This is a genomic window from Tistrella arctica, assembly GCF_039630945.1.
Lineage (GTDB): Bacteria > Pseudomonadota > Alphaproteobacteria > Tistrellales > Tistrellaceae > Tistrella > Tistrella bauzanensis.
Genome location: NZ_JBBKTV010000002.1, coordinates 516,016 through 530,843, shown reverse-complemented (window position 1 = coordinate 530,843; position 14,828 = coordinate 516,016). Strand labels below are relative to the sequence as shown.

Below are 14,828 nucleotides of genomic sequence, written 5' to 3'. Positions count from 1 at the left end.
TAATGGCTTGTCGGAGGCGCTGGCCAGCGGTATTACGGGGCGATCAATGGTCATGGTCGCCGCCGTCACCGGCGCCGGCATCGATCGACAGGGCCAGGATCTGACTGATCCGGGTGAGGCCATGGCCGCTCTCGGCCATCCACCGGTCCAGCGCCGCCTGGACCGCCGCGATATCGCGGGCGGATGTCGGCATGCGGTGGACAACGCCCGCCGCCGACAGCGCCGCCAGCACGTCGCCCGACAGGATCAGGCTGTCGACCCCCATCCGGCGCAGGAACACCTGGCCGGTCTTGCCGCCCAGCCGGCTGCCCCGGGCCTTCAGCGCCTGGGTCAGCGCCATATAGCGGCTGGGCGGCCAGCCGGCGATCCAGGCGCCGACCGAGCCATGCTCACGCGCGACCGCCTGGAAGAAGACCGCGTTCGCGCCCACCGCGCGCAGCTTGGCTGCGTTGCGGATCAAGCCGGTGTTGCGCAGCAGCCGGTCCAGATCGTCATCCGACATCAGCGTCCAGCGCGCGAGGTCGAAGCCCTCGAAGGCATCTTCGAAAGCGGGCCAGCGCCGGTCGACCGTCTGCCAGTCGAACCCCGCCTGAAAGATCGCGCGGGTGGCCTCGGCCAGAAACCGGTGATCGGGCGTGGCACGCAGGGCATCGGCGCTGCGGGGGTGCAGCAGACGGGCTGTCAGTGCCGCCGGCCCACCATGGCGGGCGGCGGCGCGCGCCTCAATATCGGCGAAAGCAGGCCATGCGGGCGTTGTCGGCAATGGAGGCATCGGCAAGGCTTCCGGTGCGGGCGGAACGGACCAGGGTCACCGCGATATGGTCGGGCGTCCGGTATCAGAGGTGGCCAGATGCCGGGCCAGACATTGCAGCACCGCATCCGGGGCCGTCAGATGCGGCAGATGGCCGGTGGCGTCGATGACATCCAGGGTCGATCCAGCGATGCTGCGATGCAGCCAATCGGCCACTGCCTGCGGCACCGCCATGTCGGCGCGGGTCTGGATCAGATGGGTGGGGCGTCGCAGCCGCGGCACCACATCGCGCATATCGGATTGAAAGACGGTCTTCACGGTGGCGAGCGCGATATCGGGGCGGATCTGGAACAGCATGCGGGAGACATTCTCCACCGCCACGTCGTCGGGCACGCCCACCGCCGCCGACGCGAAACCCGTGGCCCAGGCGCGGAAATCTGCCGTCAGCCCGGCATAGAGCCGGTCCAGATCGCCCTGTTCGAAGCCGCCGGTATAGCCGTCTTCGTTCAGATAGCGCGGCGAGGCGCCGATCAGTACCAGCCGGCTGAACAGGTCGGGCCGCGCCACGGCGGCGGCGGCGCCGATCATGCCGCTCATCGAATGGCCGACATGGATGCAGTCGCTGATATCCAGCTCGTCCAGAATGGTCAGAAGATCGTCGGCATAGCCGAACAACGAGCTATGGCGCGCGCGGTCATAGGTCTCGGCGCCATCGGGTCCGGCGCCGGCGAGGTTATAGGTGACGACGCGGAACCGTGCCCCGGCCCAGGGCATCAGATGCGCCCAGACCGACCGGTCGCCCCCGAAGCCATGGGACAGAACCAGGGTCTGCGGCCCGGCCTCGTCCGGGCCGCTGGCGTCCCGGCCGGCGATATAGCCATCAAGCTCTTGAAAACGCGTCATCTACCTTCCCCTGCACGGCTGCGGGCGTCGTGACCGCAACAGACCACGATATCGGCCCGGCAGACGGGTGCCGGGGCCGCGGTGTCGAAAATTCTTCACACAGGCAACCGCGCGGCGGCGCATGCCGGCCTGATAGCATAGGTTCCCTGTTTGAGAGGGTCACCGATCGTGCCGCCTGCCGCAATGCCCAACCCCGTTCCATCCGACGATCGGCTGGCGAACGACCCGCTGATTGACGCGATCGAGAGCGCGTCGGAAGCCTTCGTCATCTGGGATGCCGATGACCGGCTGCTGTTCTGCAACGATCATTACCGGAATTTCTTCGCCGAACCCGACCGCGTGCGCCGCGGCGTGCCCTTCGACGATCTGGTCGAGATGAACATCGTCTATACCAGCATCGCCGAAATCAGCCTGCTGCCCAGCGGCTGGGATCCCGATCGCTATCGGACACTGCGCAAGGCCTGCCATGCCGGCGCGGCCGATACCTTCATCCAGTTGCGCGACGGCCGCTGGCTGCAATCGCGGGAGCGCCGCACCCGCGCCGGCGGCATCGTCGGGATCTATTCCGATATCACCGAACGGATGCAGACGGAAATGGCGCTGGCGGCCGCAAAGCGCGCCGCCGACGACGCCAATCTGGCCAAATCGCGGTTCCTGGCCGCCGCCAGCCACGATCTGCGCCAGCCCTTGCATGCGGTGGGCATTCTGATGTCGGCCCTGCAGGCCCGGCTGACCACCGACCGTCAGACGGCCATCGCCGCCCAGATCGGCGACTGCCTGGACACAGTGACCGGGCTGTTCGACGCGCTGCTCGACATCTCGAAACTGGATGCAGGCGTGGTGGCGCCGGCGATGACCGCCCTGCCGCTGGCACCGGTGCTGCGCAGCCTGCGCCGGGAATTCGGGCCGCTGGCGCAGCGCAAGGGGTTGCGGCTGACGGTTCTGGACAGCCGCGCCACCGCCCGCAGCGATCCCGCGATGCTGGGCCGCATCCTGCGCAATCTGGTGTCGAACGCGGTCAAATATACCAGCGCCGGCCGGGTGCTGGTGGGCGTGCGCCATACACGCCATGGCCTGCGTATCGATGTGCTCGACACCGGCCCCGGCTTCGACCCGGCCGAGGCGCAGGCGGTGTTCCGCGAGTTTCACCGGCTGGACGGCGCCGGCAGCGAACAGGGCATCGGCCTTGGCCTCGCCATCGCCGACCGGCTGGCGCGGCTGCTGGATCACCGGCTGTCGGTGGACACCCGCCCCGGCCACGGCACCCGGTTTTCACTGACCTTGCCGCGCGCCGATGCCGGCATCACGGCCGCGACGCCACCCCCGCCCGAACATCAGCCGCCACGGGGTCTGGCCGGCGCCAGGCTGCTGATGATCGACGACGACCCCGACATCCGCGCCGCCGCCGCCGTGCTGTTCGACGCCTGGGGCTGCGACACCGCCCTCGCCGCCGGCCCCGACGACCTGGATGCGGCCCTGGCCCGGCTGGACGGCCCGCCGGATGCGGTGATCCTGGATTATTTCCTGAAGGATGGCTGGACCGGCGCCCGGCTGGCGCCGCTGCTGACCGCCCGGCTGGGCCATGCGGTGCCGATGCTGATGGTCACCGGCGAAACCACCCCCGACCTGCTGCGCGAGGCCCAGCGCCTGGGCTTTCCGGTGCTGCACAAACCGCTGCACCCGATGCGTCTGGGGGCGGCGCTGCGGCAGATGGTGGGGAGGGGGCGAAGTGGTCGCCCTGAAGGCACGCCATGATGCACAAGCGCAAGATTCTGATGCTGCCATGTCCGTCGACTGCAGCCATCCGCCGGACCTGCGCAAATATTAGATTGCAGATAAGGCAGAATATGAAACATAAAAAGATTCGGATGGAGCCGAAATCCTGAATTAATTCTTGGATATTTTCCTGGAATACGCGGGATACTGACAAGTATTTACATAGAAATCCTTTCTTCAGAAGAAATCAACACCGTGAAACGGATCGGTCGGGACGCGCACCTGATGCCTTCTCACGATAGACGCCAGCACCATAGTACCCGACCAACCGCGCGGCCTCGATGGTTCTTTCCTGGCGGTCCTGGTCCTGCGTGTCGGTGCTGACGCGCAGATATACCCGCGCCACGCGAGGGGATGGGTGGCCGTTCATGATGTTGCGTCCCACACGTCACCATCCTCTATGCGTACGCCTGCCGGCAGCAGCGCCCTTGCGGCAGGCGGTGGCTTCACTCCCACATAGGTGCTAATGTGGGTTTGTGTAATTTGCGGAGCTTATCATATGAGTCGCCTGACAATCGACATAACCGACCAGCAACACCAAAGCCTGAAGGCGCTGGCCGCGTTGCAGGGCAAGACCATCAAGCAATACGCCCTCGAACGCCTGTTCCCCGGCGATGCTGATGCCGGCCAGGCATGGCAGGAGTTGAAAGCTGTGCTAGAGAACCGCATCAACGATGGGCTTGCGGGGAAGGTGTCCGACAAGAGCATCGGCGAAATTCTTGATGAAGAACTCGCCGGGAAGCGTCGTTGACGGACTACTTCCTCACGGCGGAGGCCGAAGCAGATCTACGCGGCATCATCCGCTACACGCGCAAGCAGTGGGGCGCGGCGCAGGTACGTCGCTATATCGCCGAGCTGGAACAGGGGATTGACGGCCTTGCAGCCGGGCAAGCCCCTTTCAAGGACATGAGCGAAATCTATCCCGCGCTGCGGATGGCTCATTGCCAACATCATTTCATCTTTTGCCTGCCACGCGAGCGAACACCCGCATTGGTCGTGGCGATTTTCCATGAACGCATGGACCTCATGACGCGATTGGCGGGCAGGCTCATTGAGTGAAGGTAGACGATGGCGAAGCCAGAGCAAATTGCCCGACATAGGACTCAAGGGAGTCCCCCTCTGCCATCAGATGTGATTCAAGACGGCGGCTGGAGAAGGAGGCCAGCCCATATGGCGAAAGCTCTCATCCGTCGACCTGCGATAGCGGGTGGTGGATGCGGTTGCGTCTGGGATGTCGTGTCGTGCCACGGCGGTATGTTCTGGTGTGGGTATGTCATCGGCGATCCGCGGGGCGGCGCGGGCTCGCACACCCGGTGATCTGACGCCGGACAAGCGCGGGGGCAATGTCCGATCTCACCAGATCGACGCCCATCGCGATGTCATTCTGGATCTGATCAAGGCGAAGCCTGATCTGACGCTGGCGGAGGTGGCCGCGCGTCTCTCCGAGGCGAGGGGTATGATCCACGCCCCGGCATTGTGTGCCGGTTCTTCAAGCGCCACCCCGTGGCGCGTAAAAAAAGACGGCGCATGCAGCCGAGCAGGACCGGCCCGACATAGCTGCGCGCCGGTGCCGCATGGTCCTTGGAAAACGACAACCTTCGTTGGTGGCCTCCGGCTGTCCGGCATCACCGCGGCCATGACGCTGGATGGCGCCATGGGAGGTGCTGCCTTCCTCGCCTATGTCGAACAGGGTCTGATCCCGACCCTGCTGCCCGGCGATATCATCGTCATGGACAACCTGCCGGCCCACAAGGCTCCGGCGGCACACATCGCCATTGAGGCAGCCCGTGCCCGCCTGATGCTCCTGCCACCATACAGCCCGGCCACGACCTCGGCAACGTCTCCAGAACCTGCAAGGCGATGGGCTACAGCCGACAGCAGTTCTACGAGATCCGCAGAAATTTTCAGACATATGGAGCGGAAGGGCTGATCGACCGCCTCCCCGGCGCCTGGAAGCCGCACCCGAACCGGGTGTCCGAGGAGATCGAGAAGGCCGTCCTCGACCATGCCCTGGAACATCCCTGCCACGGGCCGCTGCGGGTTGCACAGGAGTTGATACTGCTGGGCATCGAGGTCTCGTCCGGCGGTGTGCGCCGGAAACAGGTCACGGGCATCACGCTATCGGAAACACGACCGGAGGAGGCCGACGTAGACACACTAACCAACACCCGACCGGCCGTTGCCTGATACGGCCTACGGATGCGGCACTGTCAGGTGATTACCCTCTCTGTACACACAGCGGGCTATTGCTGAAAACTCAGAGTGTCGGTCTATGCATCAGTCGAAGAATGTGCCTCGTGTTCTCGTTTCCGCTGACGATGCATCCGATTCGCTTGGCGTCTCTCATGCAGCCTGTCGGAGCCGCTAAAAAAATCCGCTTTCACACGTTGTTGGCCTTTAGCTATCGGACTCCAGTTTTTCTCGATTCTCTTGATATATCTTGCAATCTCGACCAATGGATCATCACCAATGCGACTGATTACTTCATAGTCTTCCATGTTTAAGGTGTAAAAGTTCTTCTGAAGCTGTGGTCTGGATGCATCGCGCTTCCAGATAATTTCAACTTTATAAGTCTTACCCTTCAGTCTCTTGAATTCAGACAAGTAGCTCACCATGCCTTGGCTGGGTTTCAGGACACTGATTTTTTGAAATGGAGTCTCGATATGCTCTCCACGTGCTTCTCCATTTTCTAATGGAGGATCAAAGGTGACAAAAATATCGTATGCGGTTGCATTGCCAGTGTTATCAATGTGAATATCAAAATGTTCCATTGACCACGGATTCGGTGTGAGCGTTACGACGACATGTGGTTGAGCTGCGGTTTCGGCCATTCTTGTCGTCTCATGGGCAAGAATTTTGGTGGCGCGCCATAAAAAGAAAGTTGCGATAGCGGTAACAAGCGTTCCTAGAGCGCCGCCAGTGGCAATCGTCACATTAACCCAAGAGGGCATGTCTTCCATAAGAGTTCCTCTAAATTACTGAACGACACATTGCATCGCTGCGTGTATTTTAACGTGGCCTCACGAAGAATTATGAGGACGGTTTAATCTATGTGCTGTTGTCGCCATTACGCCAGTTAGTACAGAGAGGATATTCCCCCGCGATAAGATGCCAGAATACGGATGCCGGTTTCGTTGGCTCAAGCGCGGGCGTGGTAGAAATAGTGCACGTTCAACCCCGGCTGGCCGCAAGCCGCCTGCGGGCGGCTTGCTTGATGTCCCGGGCATCGAACGCGATCGCCGGACCGCTGTCGATGCCCTCTTGCACGAGCCCGCGCAGGTCATCGACCGTATAGCCCAGCAGGTCGCGGCGGTCACGCCACTCCCGCACGGTCTCGCAGACGGCGTCGCTGGCCGACCCATAGTCTCCGACCTCCACGGCATGCCGAACAGATGCAGCCAGGTCCGGGGGGAGCGCGATCGTGATCTTTTCTACCGGTGCCATGCCAGGCCTCGATCAATGCTGTTCCGATGTTCGGCGATAAGCATACCGCGCGCAAGTTCCGCGCTCGTACAACCTCGGTGACCGACGATGTGCCCGCGCCCTCACCGCCGCCGATGGCGGATCAAGGCCATGGCCTCGGCGCGTGAGCGCAGGCCCAGGCGGTGCAGGATCTGGGACATCTGGTTCTTGACGGTCTGTTCGGCCAGCCCCAGGCGGTCGGCGATCTGGCGGTTGGCGAGGCCGGTTGCGGCCAGGCGCAGCACATCGCCCTGACGCGCGGTCAGGCCCAGCGCGGCCGTGTCGACCGGGGGCGGCAGGGTGTCTACCGCTGCATCCGCCGCCGATGCGTCGGACCATGGGGCATCTGACCAGGGGGCCGCGGGCGAGGAGGCGTCGTCTTCGCCATCGAGGGCCGCCAGCGGCACATAGACGCCGCCGGCCAGCACCAGCCGCAGGGCGCCTTCCAGCACCTCGGCCCGCATCGATTTGGGCAGATAGCCGGCGGCACCGGCGGCCAGCGCCTGACGCATCAGCCCCGGGCGTTCATCGGCCGATACCACCGCCACCGCCACCGACGGAAAGTGCCGGCGCAGCACCGCCAGCGCCTCCAGCCCGCGTGCGCCCGGAATGTTCAGATCCAGCAGCACCAGCCCGATCGACGGATCGGCCGCAAGCAGCGACGCCGCTTCCGGCAGGCTCGCCGCCTCGACGATATCCAGCCCCGGCGCGCACAGATCGAGCATCTCACGCAGGCCCGCGCGGATCAGGGCATGGTCGTCGGCGATCATCGCGCGGGTGGCGATGGCCGGTTGGGCGGGCGCGCAGATGGCGGACATGGGCATGCACTCCGGTGGCGGCGTGGAACGGGCGGTACGGTACGACAGGTACCGGGTTTCAATGACAGTCCCAATCGCGCCCAATCCCGCCGGATGCAGCGCACCATGCCGCCCCGGGCGGCGCCATCTGCCTGCCCACGCATGCAGTCGGGCGGTACGCGCTGTTTTGTAACAGTCAACGCGGGCGTCGCAAAACTGCCATGGACCCGGCTTATCGTCCGCCCGTCGGCCATGGAAGACGGACACGCTCCATGGCAAGGAACTGAAGGACCGGCGGCCATGGCGGCGATTGATATCGAGGGCATCACCAGACAATTCGGCCAGACCGAGGTGTTGAAACGCATCGATCTGGCGATTGGCGACGGCGAATTCATGACCCTGGTCGGGCCGTCGGGCTGCGGCAAGTCGACGCTGCTGCGGATCGTGGCCGGGCTTGAGCAGCAGACCGGCGGCGCGGTGCGCATCGACGGCCAGCCGGTCGACGGGTTGCGGCCGCGTGATCGTGATCTCGCGATGGTGTTCCAGTCCTATGCGCTGTATCCGCATCTGACGGTGGCCGAGAACATCGCCGTGCCGCTGCGCATGCGCCGGCTGGCCAGCCATCAGCGCTGGCCGCTGATCGGCCCGCTGATGCCCGGCACCCGCCGCCAGACCCGCGATATCGCGGCCCAGGTGATGGCGACCGCCGCCATGCTGGGCATCGAGCATCTTCTGTCGCGCCGCCCCGGCCAGTTGTCGGGCGGCCAGCGCCAGCGGGTGGCGCTGGGCCGCGCCATGGTGCGCAAACCCCGTGCCTTCCTGATGGACGAGCCGCTGTCGAACCTGGATGCCAAGCTGCGCGTGCATATGCGCACCGAGATCGCCCAGCTTCACCGCCGCCTTGGCACCACCTTCCTGTATGTCACCCACGATCAGGCCGAGGCCATGACCATGTCCGACCGGATCGCGGTGATGATGGATGGCGCCATCCTGCAGGTCGACAGCCCCGACCGGGTCTATGACGATCCGGCCTGCATCCGGGTGGCCGAGTTCATCGGCAGCCCGCGGATCAACATTCTGCCGGCCTGCCTGCGCGCCGACGGCCGGATGGTGATCGGCACCGCCCATGATGCGATGGCGGGCGACCGGGCGGTGCGGATCGGCTTTCGCCCCGAACACGCCAGCCTGACCGCGCCCGACCACGCGGCGATCCGCGGCCGGGTGAGCCATCTGGAAAATCTGGGCTCGGACCTGCTGGTGCATCTGCTGGCCGAGACGGCGCGCGGCGCCGATGGCCAGCCGGTGGCCATGGTGGTGCGCAGCACCCCCGAACAGGGCCGCCCGGCCATCGGATCGGTTGCGGGCATCGATATCAGCCGCCGGCCGCCGCTGCTGTTCGACGCCGACGGCACGCGCATGGCACCGTTGCGCCACGCCCGCCGGCCGGAGATGGCTCATGGTTGACCACAGCATCGGCCGGGGCACAGGCCTGAACGACACCGGCCGGGGCAGCGGCCTGAACGACACCGGCCGGGGCACAGGCCTGAACGACATCGCCCCCCGCATGGCCATGCGCCGCCGCCCCATCCGGCGCGGGCCGGGGCTTGTGGCCTGGGCCTTGTCGCTGCCGGCGGTGCTGCTGATGGGTCTGCTGCTGGTCGGCCCGGTGCTGGCGGTGGTGGTGCTGTCGCTGACCGATTACCAGCTCGGCGCGCGCGGCTTCAGCTTCATCGGCCTCGACAACTACGCCGAGATGTTCGCCGACCGGGTGTTCCGCATCTCGCTGGCCAACACCCTGATCTATGTGGCGATCGTGGTGCCGGGGTCGGTGGCGCTGGGGCTTGGCGTGGCGCTGCTGGTGGAAAGCGGCGGCAGCGGGCGCGGCTTCTATCGCGCGGTCTATTTCCTGCCGGTGATGGCAACGCTGATCGCGATGTCGATCGTGTGGGAATTCATGCTCCACCCGCAATTCGGGCTGGTCAACCTGCTGATCAAGCTGGTGGGGCTGACGCCGCGGAACTGGCTGAGCGATGGCGATCTGGCGCTGTTCGTGCTGGCGGTGATCGGCATCTGGCAGGCTTTGGGTTTCAACATGGTGCTGTTCATGGCCGGCATTATCTCGATCCCGCGCTTTCTGTATGACGCGGCCGAGATGGACGGCGCGCCGGGCGCCTGGGCGCGGTTCCGGCTGGTGACATGGCCGATGCTGGGGCCGGTGACGCTGTTCGTGCTGGTGATCACCTCGATCCGGTCGTTCCAGGTGTTCGACACCGTGCATGTGCTGACCAAGGGCGGCCCCAACAAGGCGACCGAGGTTCTGCTCTACACCATGTATGCCGAGGGCTTCGAGTTCTTCCGGTCCGGCTATGCCGCCGCCATCACCGTGGTTTTCCTGGCCTTCGTGCTGCTGCTGACGCTGGTCAAGATCCGCGTCCTGGACCGAAAGGTGCACTACAGTTGAACGCCGCGCCCCGCCCCTCGTCTCTGCTCGCCGGCCTGCTGCGTCACGCGGTTCTGCTGACCGGCGCGGCGTTCATGCTGGCCCCCTTCGTGTGGATGGTCGCCACCTCGCTGAAGCCGGCCTCCGAGATCTTCCTCGATCACATCCGGCTGTGGCCGCACGAGCTGTATGCGGTTGAAAACTATACCGCCGCGGTCACCCGGGCACCCCTGCTGCGCTTCATGATCAACGGCGTGCTGGTGACCGCGGCGATCTTCGCGCTTCAGGTGGTGGTGGCGCTGCCCTGCGCCTATGCGCTCGCCAAGCTGCGCTTCCGCGGCCGGCAGACCATCTTCGCGGCCATCCTGTTCTGCCTGCTGATCCCGCCCCATGCGATTTCGGTGCCGGTGTTCCTGCTGTTCCATCAGCTTGGCATCCTGGACAGCTATGCCGCCCTGATCCTGCCCTTCACCATCTCGGTCTTCGGCATCTTCCTGATGCGCCAGTTCTTTCTGACCGTGCCGGATGACCTGATCGACGCGGCCCGGATGGACGGGTTCAGCGAATTCGCCATCGTCTGGCGGGTGATGCTGCCAACCGCGATCCCGGCGATCACCGCTTTCGGCATCTTCTCGGTGGTCGCGCATTGGAATGATTATTTCTGGCCGCTGATCGTGATCAACAGCGAACACCTGCTGACCCCGCCCTTGGGTGTCGCCGCCTTCCGCAATCAGGAGGCCGGCAGTGATTTCGGGCCCCTGATGGCGGCGGCAACCCTGATCATCGCCCCTCTGGTCGCAGCCTTCCTGCTTGCCCAGCGCCGGTTCATCGAGGGCATCACCCTCACCGGCATGAAATAGACATCAAAGGACCGCACCCATGCTGAAGCATCTGCTGTCCGCGGCCACCATCGCCGCGGCAATCGCCCTGCCCTTGTCCGCAACGATGGCCGTGCCGGCCGCGATGGCCGCCGACCCGGTGGAGCTGACCGTTCAGTATCCTTATGGCGAGCTGTTCAACGAGACCCACAAGCAGATCCGCGAAGCCTTCGCGACGCTGCATCCCGAGATCACGCTGACCTATCGCGCGCCCTATAACGATTACGAGGAAGGCACCCAGAAGGTGCTGCGCGAGGCGGTGACCAGTCAACTGCCCGACGTGACCTTCCAGGGCCTGAACCGGGTGCGCATTCTGGTCGATCGCGAGATCGCCCAGCCGCTGGACGGTTTCATCGCCGCCGAAACCGATTTCGAGGCCGAAGGCTTCCATCAGGCGATGTACGACATCGGCACCCAGAACGGCCATGTCTATGCCCTGCCCTTCGCGATTTCGCTGCCGATCACCTATTGGAATCTCGATCTGGTGCGCCGCGCCGGCGGCGACCCCGCCAACCTGCCGACCACCTGGGACGGGGTGATCGCCCTGGCGGCGAAGATCGACGCGCTGGGCCCCGACATCAACGGCATGACCTATGTCTGGGACATCACCGGCAACTGGCTGTGGCAGGCGCCGGTCTTCGCGCAGGGCGGCACCATGCTGACCGCCGATGAATCCAAGGTCGCCTTCGACGGCGAGGCCGGACGCGCCGCGATGCGCAATCTGGCGCGCTTCGTAACCGAGGCCAACATGCCCAACCTGTCGCAGCCCGATGCCCGCGCCACCTTTGCCGCCGGCAAGACCGGGGTGCACATCACCTCCACCTCCGACCTCACCAAGACCACGACCATGATCGACGGCAAGTTCGAGCTGAAGACCCATGTCTTCCCCGACGTCAAGCCCGGCACCGGCCGCCTGCCCGCCGGCGGCAATGTGGTGATGATCGTCACCCCCGATCAGACGAAACAGGCCGCCGCCTGGCAGTTCGTCAAATTCGTCACCGGCCCCGAGGGTGCGGCGATCATGGCCAAGACCACCGGCTACATGCCGCCCAACAAGAAGGCCAATGACGTCTATCTGAAGGACTTCTATGTCGAGAACCCCAACCACTACACGGCGGTGAAGCAGTTGCCGATCCTGACCAAGTGGTATGCGTTTCCGGGTGAGAACGGCCTGAAGATCACCGATGTGATCAAGGACCACATGAATTCCATCGTCACCCGCGCCCGCGCCGCCGAGCCCGATGCGGTGCTGGACGACATGACCCGCGACGTGCAGCGCCTGCTGCCCAAGGCCGGCTGACCCGCCGGCCCCTCCGCCCCGACCATCAGATATCCCCAGCCATCAGATCTCTCTGGCCCGCCGGCGATCGCCGCTGGCGGGCCTCGCTATGCCAGGATTTCACCGATGAAGCTGATCCATCTGACCGACACCCATTTCGTCCGCCCCGGCGAGCGCCTCTATGGCCTGGACCCGCGCGCCCGGCTGGACGCCTGCATCGCCGATATCAACCGCAACCATGGCGATGCGGCGCTGGCGGTGATCACCGGCGACCTGACCCATTATGGCGACAAGGCGGCGTTCCTGGCGCTGCGCGACAGCCTGCGGGCGCTGACCGTGCCCGTGCGGCTGCTGCTGGGCAATCACGACACGGTCGAGACCTTTCGCGCGGTGTTCCCCGATGCGCCGGTCGATGCCGATGGCCGGGTGCAGAGCGTCGACGACACCCCCGCCGGCCGGCTGATCTTCCTGGACACCAACCTCTCTGGCACCCATGCCGGCTGGTACGATCAGCCGCGCCTGGACTGGCTGGCGGCACGGCTGGCCGAGGCACCGGATGCGCCCGCCTATCTGTTCATGCACCACCCGCCCTTCGCGCTCGGCATCGCATCGATGGACCGGATCGGCCTGATCCGCCCGGATGATTTCGACGCCTGCATCGCCCCGCACCGCGCGCGCATCCGCCATATCTTCTTCGGCCATGTCCACCGGCCGGTTTCGGGCTCGTGGCGCGGCATTCCGTTCTCAACCCTGCGCGCGACCAATCATCAGGTCTGGTTCAACCTCCAGGCCCCGGACATCCAGGTCAGCCACGAACCGCCGGCCTATGCGGTGGTGACGCTCACCCCCGACCAGACCACGGTCCACACCCACGACTATCTCGATGCCGGCCCGGTGACCGACCTGACCGATGTTTCGGGTGGGTTCTGGGAGGAGCAGGCGCGGCGGGCGGAGATGGGGGTGGGGTGAGTGTGCTGTGCGGCGTGGATCGGGTCGTCAGCACCCGCCGGATGGTCAGGGCCAGCGACGATCCAGGAAGCCAGATGCCCAAGATGCCGCGCCGCCCTCGCGATGACCATGGAAGCCGGTACCCCTGTGACGACCGGCTCAGACCGCCTTGAGGAACGCCTCCTCCTGCAGCACGGACATATAGACGAGGTCAGTGCGGACCGTCGTCGGCACGATCTGCACGCCTGAATTTTGGGCCGCGGTATATCCCAGGACGGGACCGCCATTGCCGCCCCAGCTGTAGACCAGAAAGGCGCCCCCATGTTGCGCAACAATACGCCTCATGTCGGCTTCGTCGCCAGCCGTTCCCAAGGAGATGCCTCTATTGCTCGGGTCACTTACCCCGTATTGCGGCAGTCGCCAGATCAGCGCCAGAGGTGATGATTCCAACGTGAGCACCGATGCGTTCGAGGTCAATGATGCACTGGGCGATTCGACAAAGGATAGAACGCTGCCGGCCTGAATGTTGAAAGTCGGCCTTGCCGAACTGGGCCAGGGAGGAAACATGTACGAGTTGCTCAACCCCTGGGTTTGGTAATTGATCATGGTGCCGCCGTCACATTCGGCCAAATTACTTCTGTAATCAAAGGCTTCTCCAAGCAGCTTGTTAGGAATGTCGATACCAGAGATGACGGCGATGGCCCTGGCCTCAATTCTCTTATTCTGATCTGAACCCAGATCAAGTTCGAGTAGATTTTCCCACTTTCCTCCGATTTTGTTGAGGATATATCGAAGACTTACTGTGTCAGTGCCTAAACCGTCGTAAGATGCCACCTGAACAGACAGGATATGGCCATTCCGAATAGTGACCTGGGTCAAGGTGACGGCATTGTCAGGGGCGACAGAGTATCCGGATTCGGACAATCTCGACATCCGGCGCTCGGGCAGGAGAAGCGTTTTCACGGGCCCGTCGGTGGACGAGGGAATTAGCGTGTCCACGAGCGAGCCTCCAGCCAGCATCGCCCCCTGTGCCGCGACGCTCGCCCCAACGATGAAGGGCGTTCCCGGCGCCAGTGTCAGCAGGCCAATGAAGCCATAGAGTGCTCCGACGCTACCCAGAATGATCGATTTTATATCGGCGTGACTACTTGATTCCTCCATTGAGCAATAATAAGCGGTGGATGTATCATTGACGATTACCGAATTCTTATTCCAGACCGCGTCGATGCTGGGGGCGATGGCGGATGACGGCCGCAAGACCGTTTGCTGCCGTGTACCGGCACGACCATTCGTGATATCCAGCACAAATTCGGCGCCATCTGAACCGACCGTGCCCTCAAATCGGTAGTCCAGATCACCGGAAAACGAGACCACCTTGCCATTTGCGGAGATCGTCACCTGTTCGATTGTGCCGAAGGTCCTGTGCGACTGCGCGACACCACCGTCGGAGGCGGCATTCTGCTGCCAGATGGCAAGAACCGGCCGGTTTTGCTCGATGGCTTCAAGAAATATGACGACGATCTCGCCGGCTCCCGCATCTGAATGCGGCGGCAATTTCCCTCTGTAGACAAGCATATCAGTCTCCATTCTTCGG

Annotated in this window: 14 protein-coding genes and 3 pseudogenes; 10 read left to right on the top strand and 7 right to left on the bottom strand. The window is 64.2% G+C overall.

Annotation, left to right across the window (positions count from 1 at the left end):
• Positions 1-43: 43 nt before the first annotated feature.
• Entirely contained in the window at positions 44-772 is a 729-nt protein-coding gene (locus tag WG924_RS06375) for a DNA-3-methyladenine glycosylase I (RefSeq protein WP_345932162.1), read from the bottom strand.
• 36 nt (positions 773-808) lie between these two features.
• Positions 809-1,654, bottom strand: coding sequence for an alpha/beta fold hydrolase (locus WG924_RS06370; protein WP_345932161.1), 846 nt, complete (start codon positions 1,652-1,654; stop codon positions 809-811).
• Positions 1,655-1,822: 168 nt separating this feature from the next.
• Between WG924_RS06370 and WG924_RS06365 the strand changes: the two genes are divergently transcribed.
• Positions 1,823-3,409, top strand: a complete 1,587-nt coding sequence (locus WG924_RS06365; protein ID WP_345932160.1) for an ATP-binding response regulator — start codon at positions 1,823-1,825, stop codon at positions 3,407-3,409.
• 226 nt (positions 3,410-3,635) lie between these two features.
• Here the strand turns inward: WG924_RS06365 and WG924_RS06360 are convergent.
• A pseudogene (locus WG924_RS06360) lies at positions 3,636-3,800 on the bottom strand (recombinase family protein); the annotation flags it as partial.
• A 129-nt stretch (positions 3,801-3,929) separates the two neighbouring features.
• On the opposite strand from WG924_RS06360, the gene WG924_RS06355 reads away from it, so the two are divergent.
• The 4 genes and pseudogenes from WG924_RS06355 to WG924_RS06340 all read left to right on the top strand — a co-directional run.
• Complete coding sequence (locus tag WG924_RS06355) at positions 3,930-4,181, top strand: antitoxin (protein WP_345932159.1); 252 nt, start codon at positions 3,930-3,932, stop codon at positions 4,179-4,181.
• Entirely contained in the window at positions 4,178-4,489 is a 312-nt protein-coding gene (locus WG924_RS06350) for a type II toxin-antitoxin system RelE/ParE family toxin (RefSeq protein ID WP_345932158.1), read from the top strand. Before WG924_RS06355 ends, WG924_RS06350 begins: the two co-directional genes overlap by 4 nt.
• A 502-nt stretch (positions 4,490-4,991) precedes the next feature.
• Positions 4,992-5,252: pseudogene (locus WG924_RS28225) on the top strand (transposase); the annotation flags it as partial.
• Positions 5,243-5,524, top strand: a pseudogene (locus WG924_RS06340) (helix-turn-helix domain-containing protein); the annotation flags it as partial. The pseudogenes WG924_RS28225 and WG924_RS06340, both read left to right, overlap by 10 nt.
• A gap of 176 nt (positions 5,525-5,700) precedes the next feature.
• On the opposite strand, the gene WG924_RS06335 reads toward WG924_RS06340, so the two are convergent.
• The 3 genes from WG924_RS06335 to WG924_RS06325 all read right to left on the bottom strand — a co-directional run bounded on the left by WG924_RS06335 (position 5,701) and on the right by WG924_RS06325 (position 7,710).
• Positions 5,701-6,390: a DUF8453 domain-containing protein gene (locus WG924_RS06335; protein WP_345932156.1), complete on the bottom strand. Its 690-nt coding sequence runs from the start codon at positions 6,388-6,390 to the stop codon at positions 5,701-5,703.
• 211 nt (positions 6,391-6,601) lie between these two features.
• Positions 6,602-6,874: a ribbon-helix-helix domain-containing protein gene (locus tag WG924_RS06330; RefSeq protein WP_345932155.1), complete on the bottom strand. Its 273-nt coding sequence runs from the start codon at positions 6,872-6,874 to the stop codon at positions 6,602-6,604.
• Positions 6,875-6,975: 101 nt separating this feature from the next.
• Positions 6,976-7,710, bottom strand: coding sequence for a response regulator (locus WG924_RS06325; protein ID WP_345932154.1), 735 nt, complete (start codon positions 7,708-7,710; stop codon positions 6,976-6,978).
• Between the two features lie 279 nt (positions 7,711-7,989).
• Here WG924_RS06325 and WG924_RS06320 point away from each other — a divergent pair, with 279 nt between their 5' ends.
• From WG924_RS06320 to WG924_RS06300, 5 genes are all read left to right on the top strand, one after another.
• Positions 7,990-9,153, top strand: coding sequence for an ABC transporter ATP-binding protein (locus WG924_RS06320; protein WP_345932153.1), 1,164 nt, complete (start codon positions 7,990-7,992; stop codon positions 9,151-9,153).
• 100 nt (positions 9,154-9,253) lie between these two features.
• The gene (locus WG924_RS06315; RefSeq protein ID WP_345932273.1) at positions 9,254-10,150 is read left to right on the top strand and encodes a carbohydrate ABC transporter permease; all 897 of its coding nucleotides are present in this window, start codon (positions 9,254-9,256) and stop codon (positions 10,148-10,150) included.
• Positions 10,147-10,989: a carbohydrate ABC transporter permease gene (locus WG924_RS06310; RefSeq protein WP_345932152.1), complete on the top strand. Its 843-nt coding sequence runs from the start codon at positions 10,147-10,149 to the stop codon at positions 10,987-10,989. The genes WG924_RS06315 and WG924_RS06310 overlap by 4 nt, the downstream gene beginning before the upstream one ends.
• Positions 10,990-11,008: 19 nt before the next feature.
• Positions 11,009-12,307 (top strand): ABC transporter substrate-binding protein, encoded by a 1,299-nt coding sequence (locus WG924_RS06305; RefSeq protein ID WP_345932151.1) that lies wholly within the window; start codon positions 11,009-11,011, stop codon positions 12,305-12,307.
• Between the two features lie 105 nt (positions 12,308-12,412).
• On the top strand, positions 12,413-13,255 hold the full coding sequence (locus WG924_RS06300; protein ID WP_345932150.1) for a phosphodiesterase: 843 nt from the start codon (positions 12,413-12,415) through the stop codon (positions 13,253-13,255).
• A gap of 138 nt (positions 13,256-13,393) precedes the next feature.
• Here the strand turns inward: WG924_RS06300 and WG924_RS06295 are convergent, their stop codons facing one another.
• Positions 13,394-14,809: a hypothetical protein gene (locus tag WG924_RS06295; protein WP_345932149.1), complete on the bottom strand. Its 1,416-nt coding sequence runs from the start codon at positions 14,807-14,809 to the stop codon at positions 13,394-13,396.
• Between the last annotated feature and the right edge of the window lie 19 nt (positions 14,810-14,828).

Coding starts and splice junctions, on each gene's coding strand:
- WG924_RS06330 (WP_345932155.1), bottom strand. CDS start 6,874: ATGGCACCGGTAGAAAAGATCACGATCGCGCTCCCCCCGGACCTGGCT.
- WG924_RS06295 (WP_345932149.1), bottom strand. CDS start 14,809: ATGCTTGTCTACAGAGGGAAATTGCCGCCGCATTCAGATGCGGGAGCC.
- WG924_RS06370 (WP_345932161.1), bottom strand. CDS start 1,654: ATGACGCGTTTTCAAGAGCTTGATGGCTATATCGCCGGCCGGGACGCC.
- WG924_RS06320 (WP_345932153.1), top strand. CDS start 7,990: ATGGCGGCGATTGATATCGAGGGCATCACCAGACAATTCGGCCAGACC.
- WG924_RS06300 (WP_345932150.1), top strand. CDS start 12,413: ATGAAGCTGATCCATCTGACCGACACCCATTTCGTCCGCCCCGGCGAG.
- WG924_RS06315 (WP_345932273.1), top strand. CDS start 9,254: ATGGCCATGCGCCGCCGCCCCATCCGGCGCGGGCCGGGGCTTGTGGCC.
- WG924_RS06305 (WP_345932151.1), top strand. CDS start 11,009: ATGCTGAAGCATCTGCTGTCCGCGGCCACCATCGCCGCGGCAATCGCC.
- WG924_RS06355 (WP_345932159.1), top strand. CDS start 3,930: ATGAGTCGCCTGACAATCGACATAACCGACCAGCAACACCAAAGCCTG.
- WG924_RS06375 (WP_345932162.1), bottom strand. CDS start 772: ATGCCTCCATTGCCGACAACGCCCGCATGGCCTGCTTTCGCCGATATT.
- WG924_RS06325 (WP_345932154.1), bottom strand. CDS start 7,710: ATGTCCGCCATCTGCGCGCCCGCCCAACCGGCCATCGCCACCCGCGCG.
- WG924_RS06335 (WP_345932156.1), bottom strand. CDS start 6,390: ATGGAAGACATGCCCTCTTGGGTTAATGTGACGATTGCCACTGGCGGC.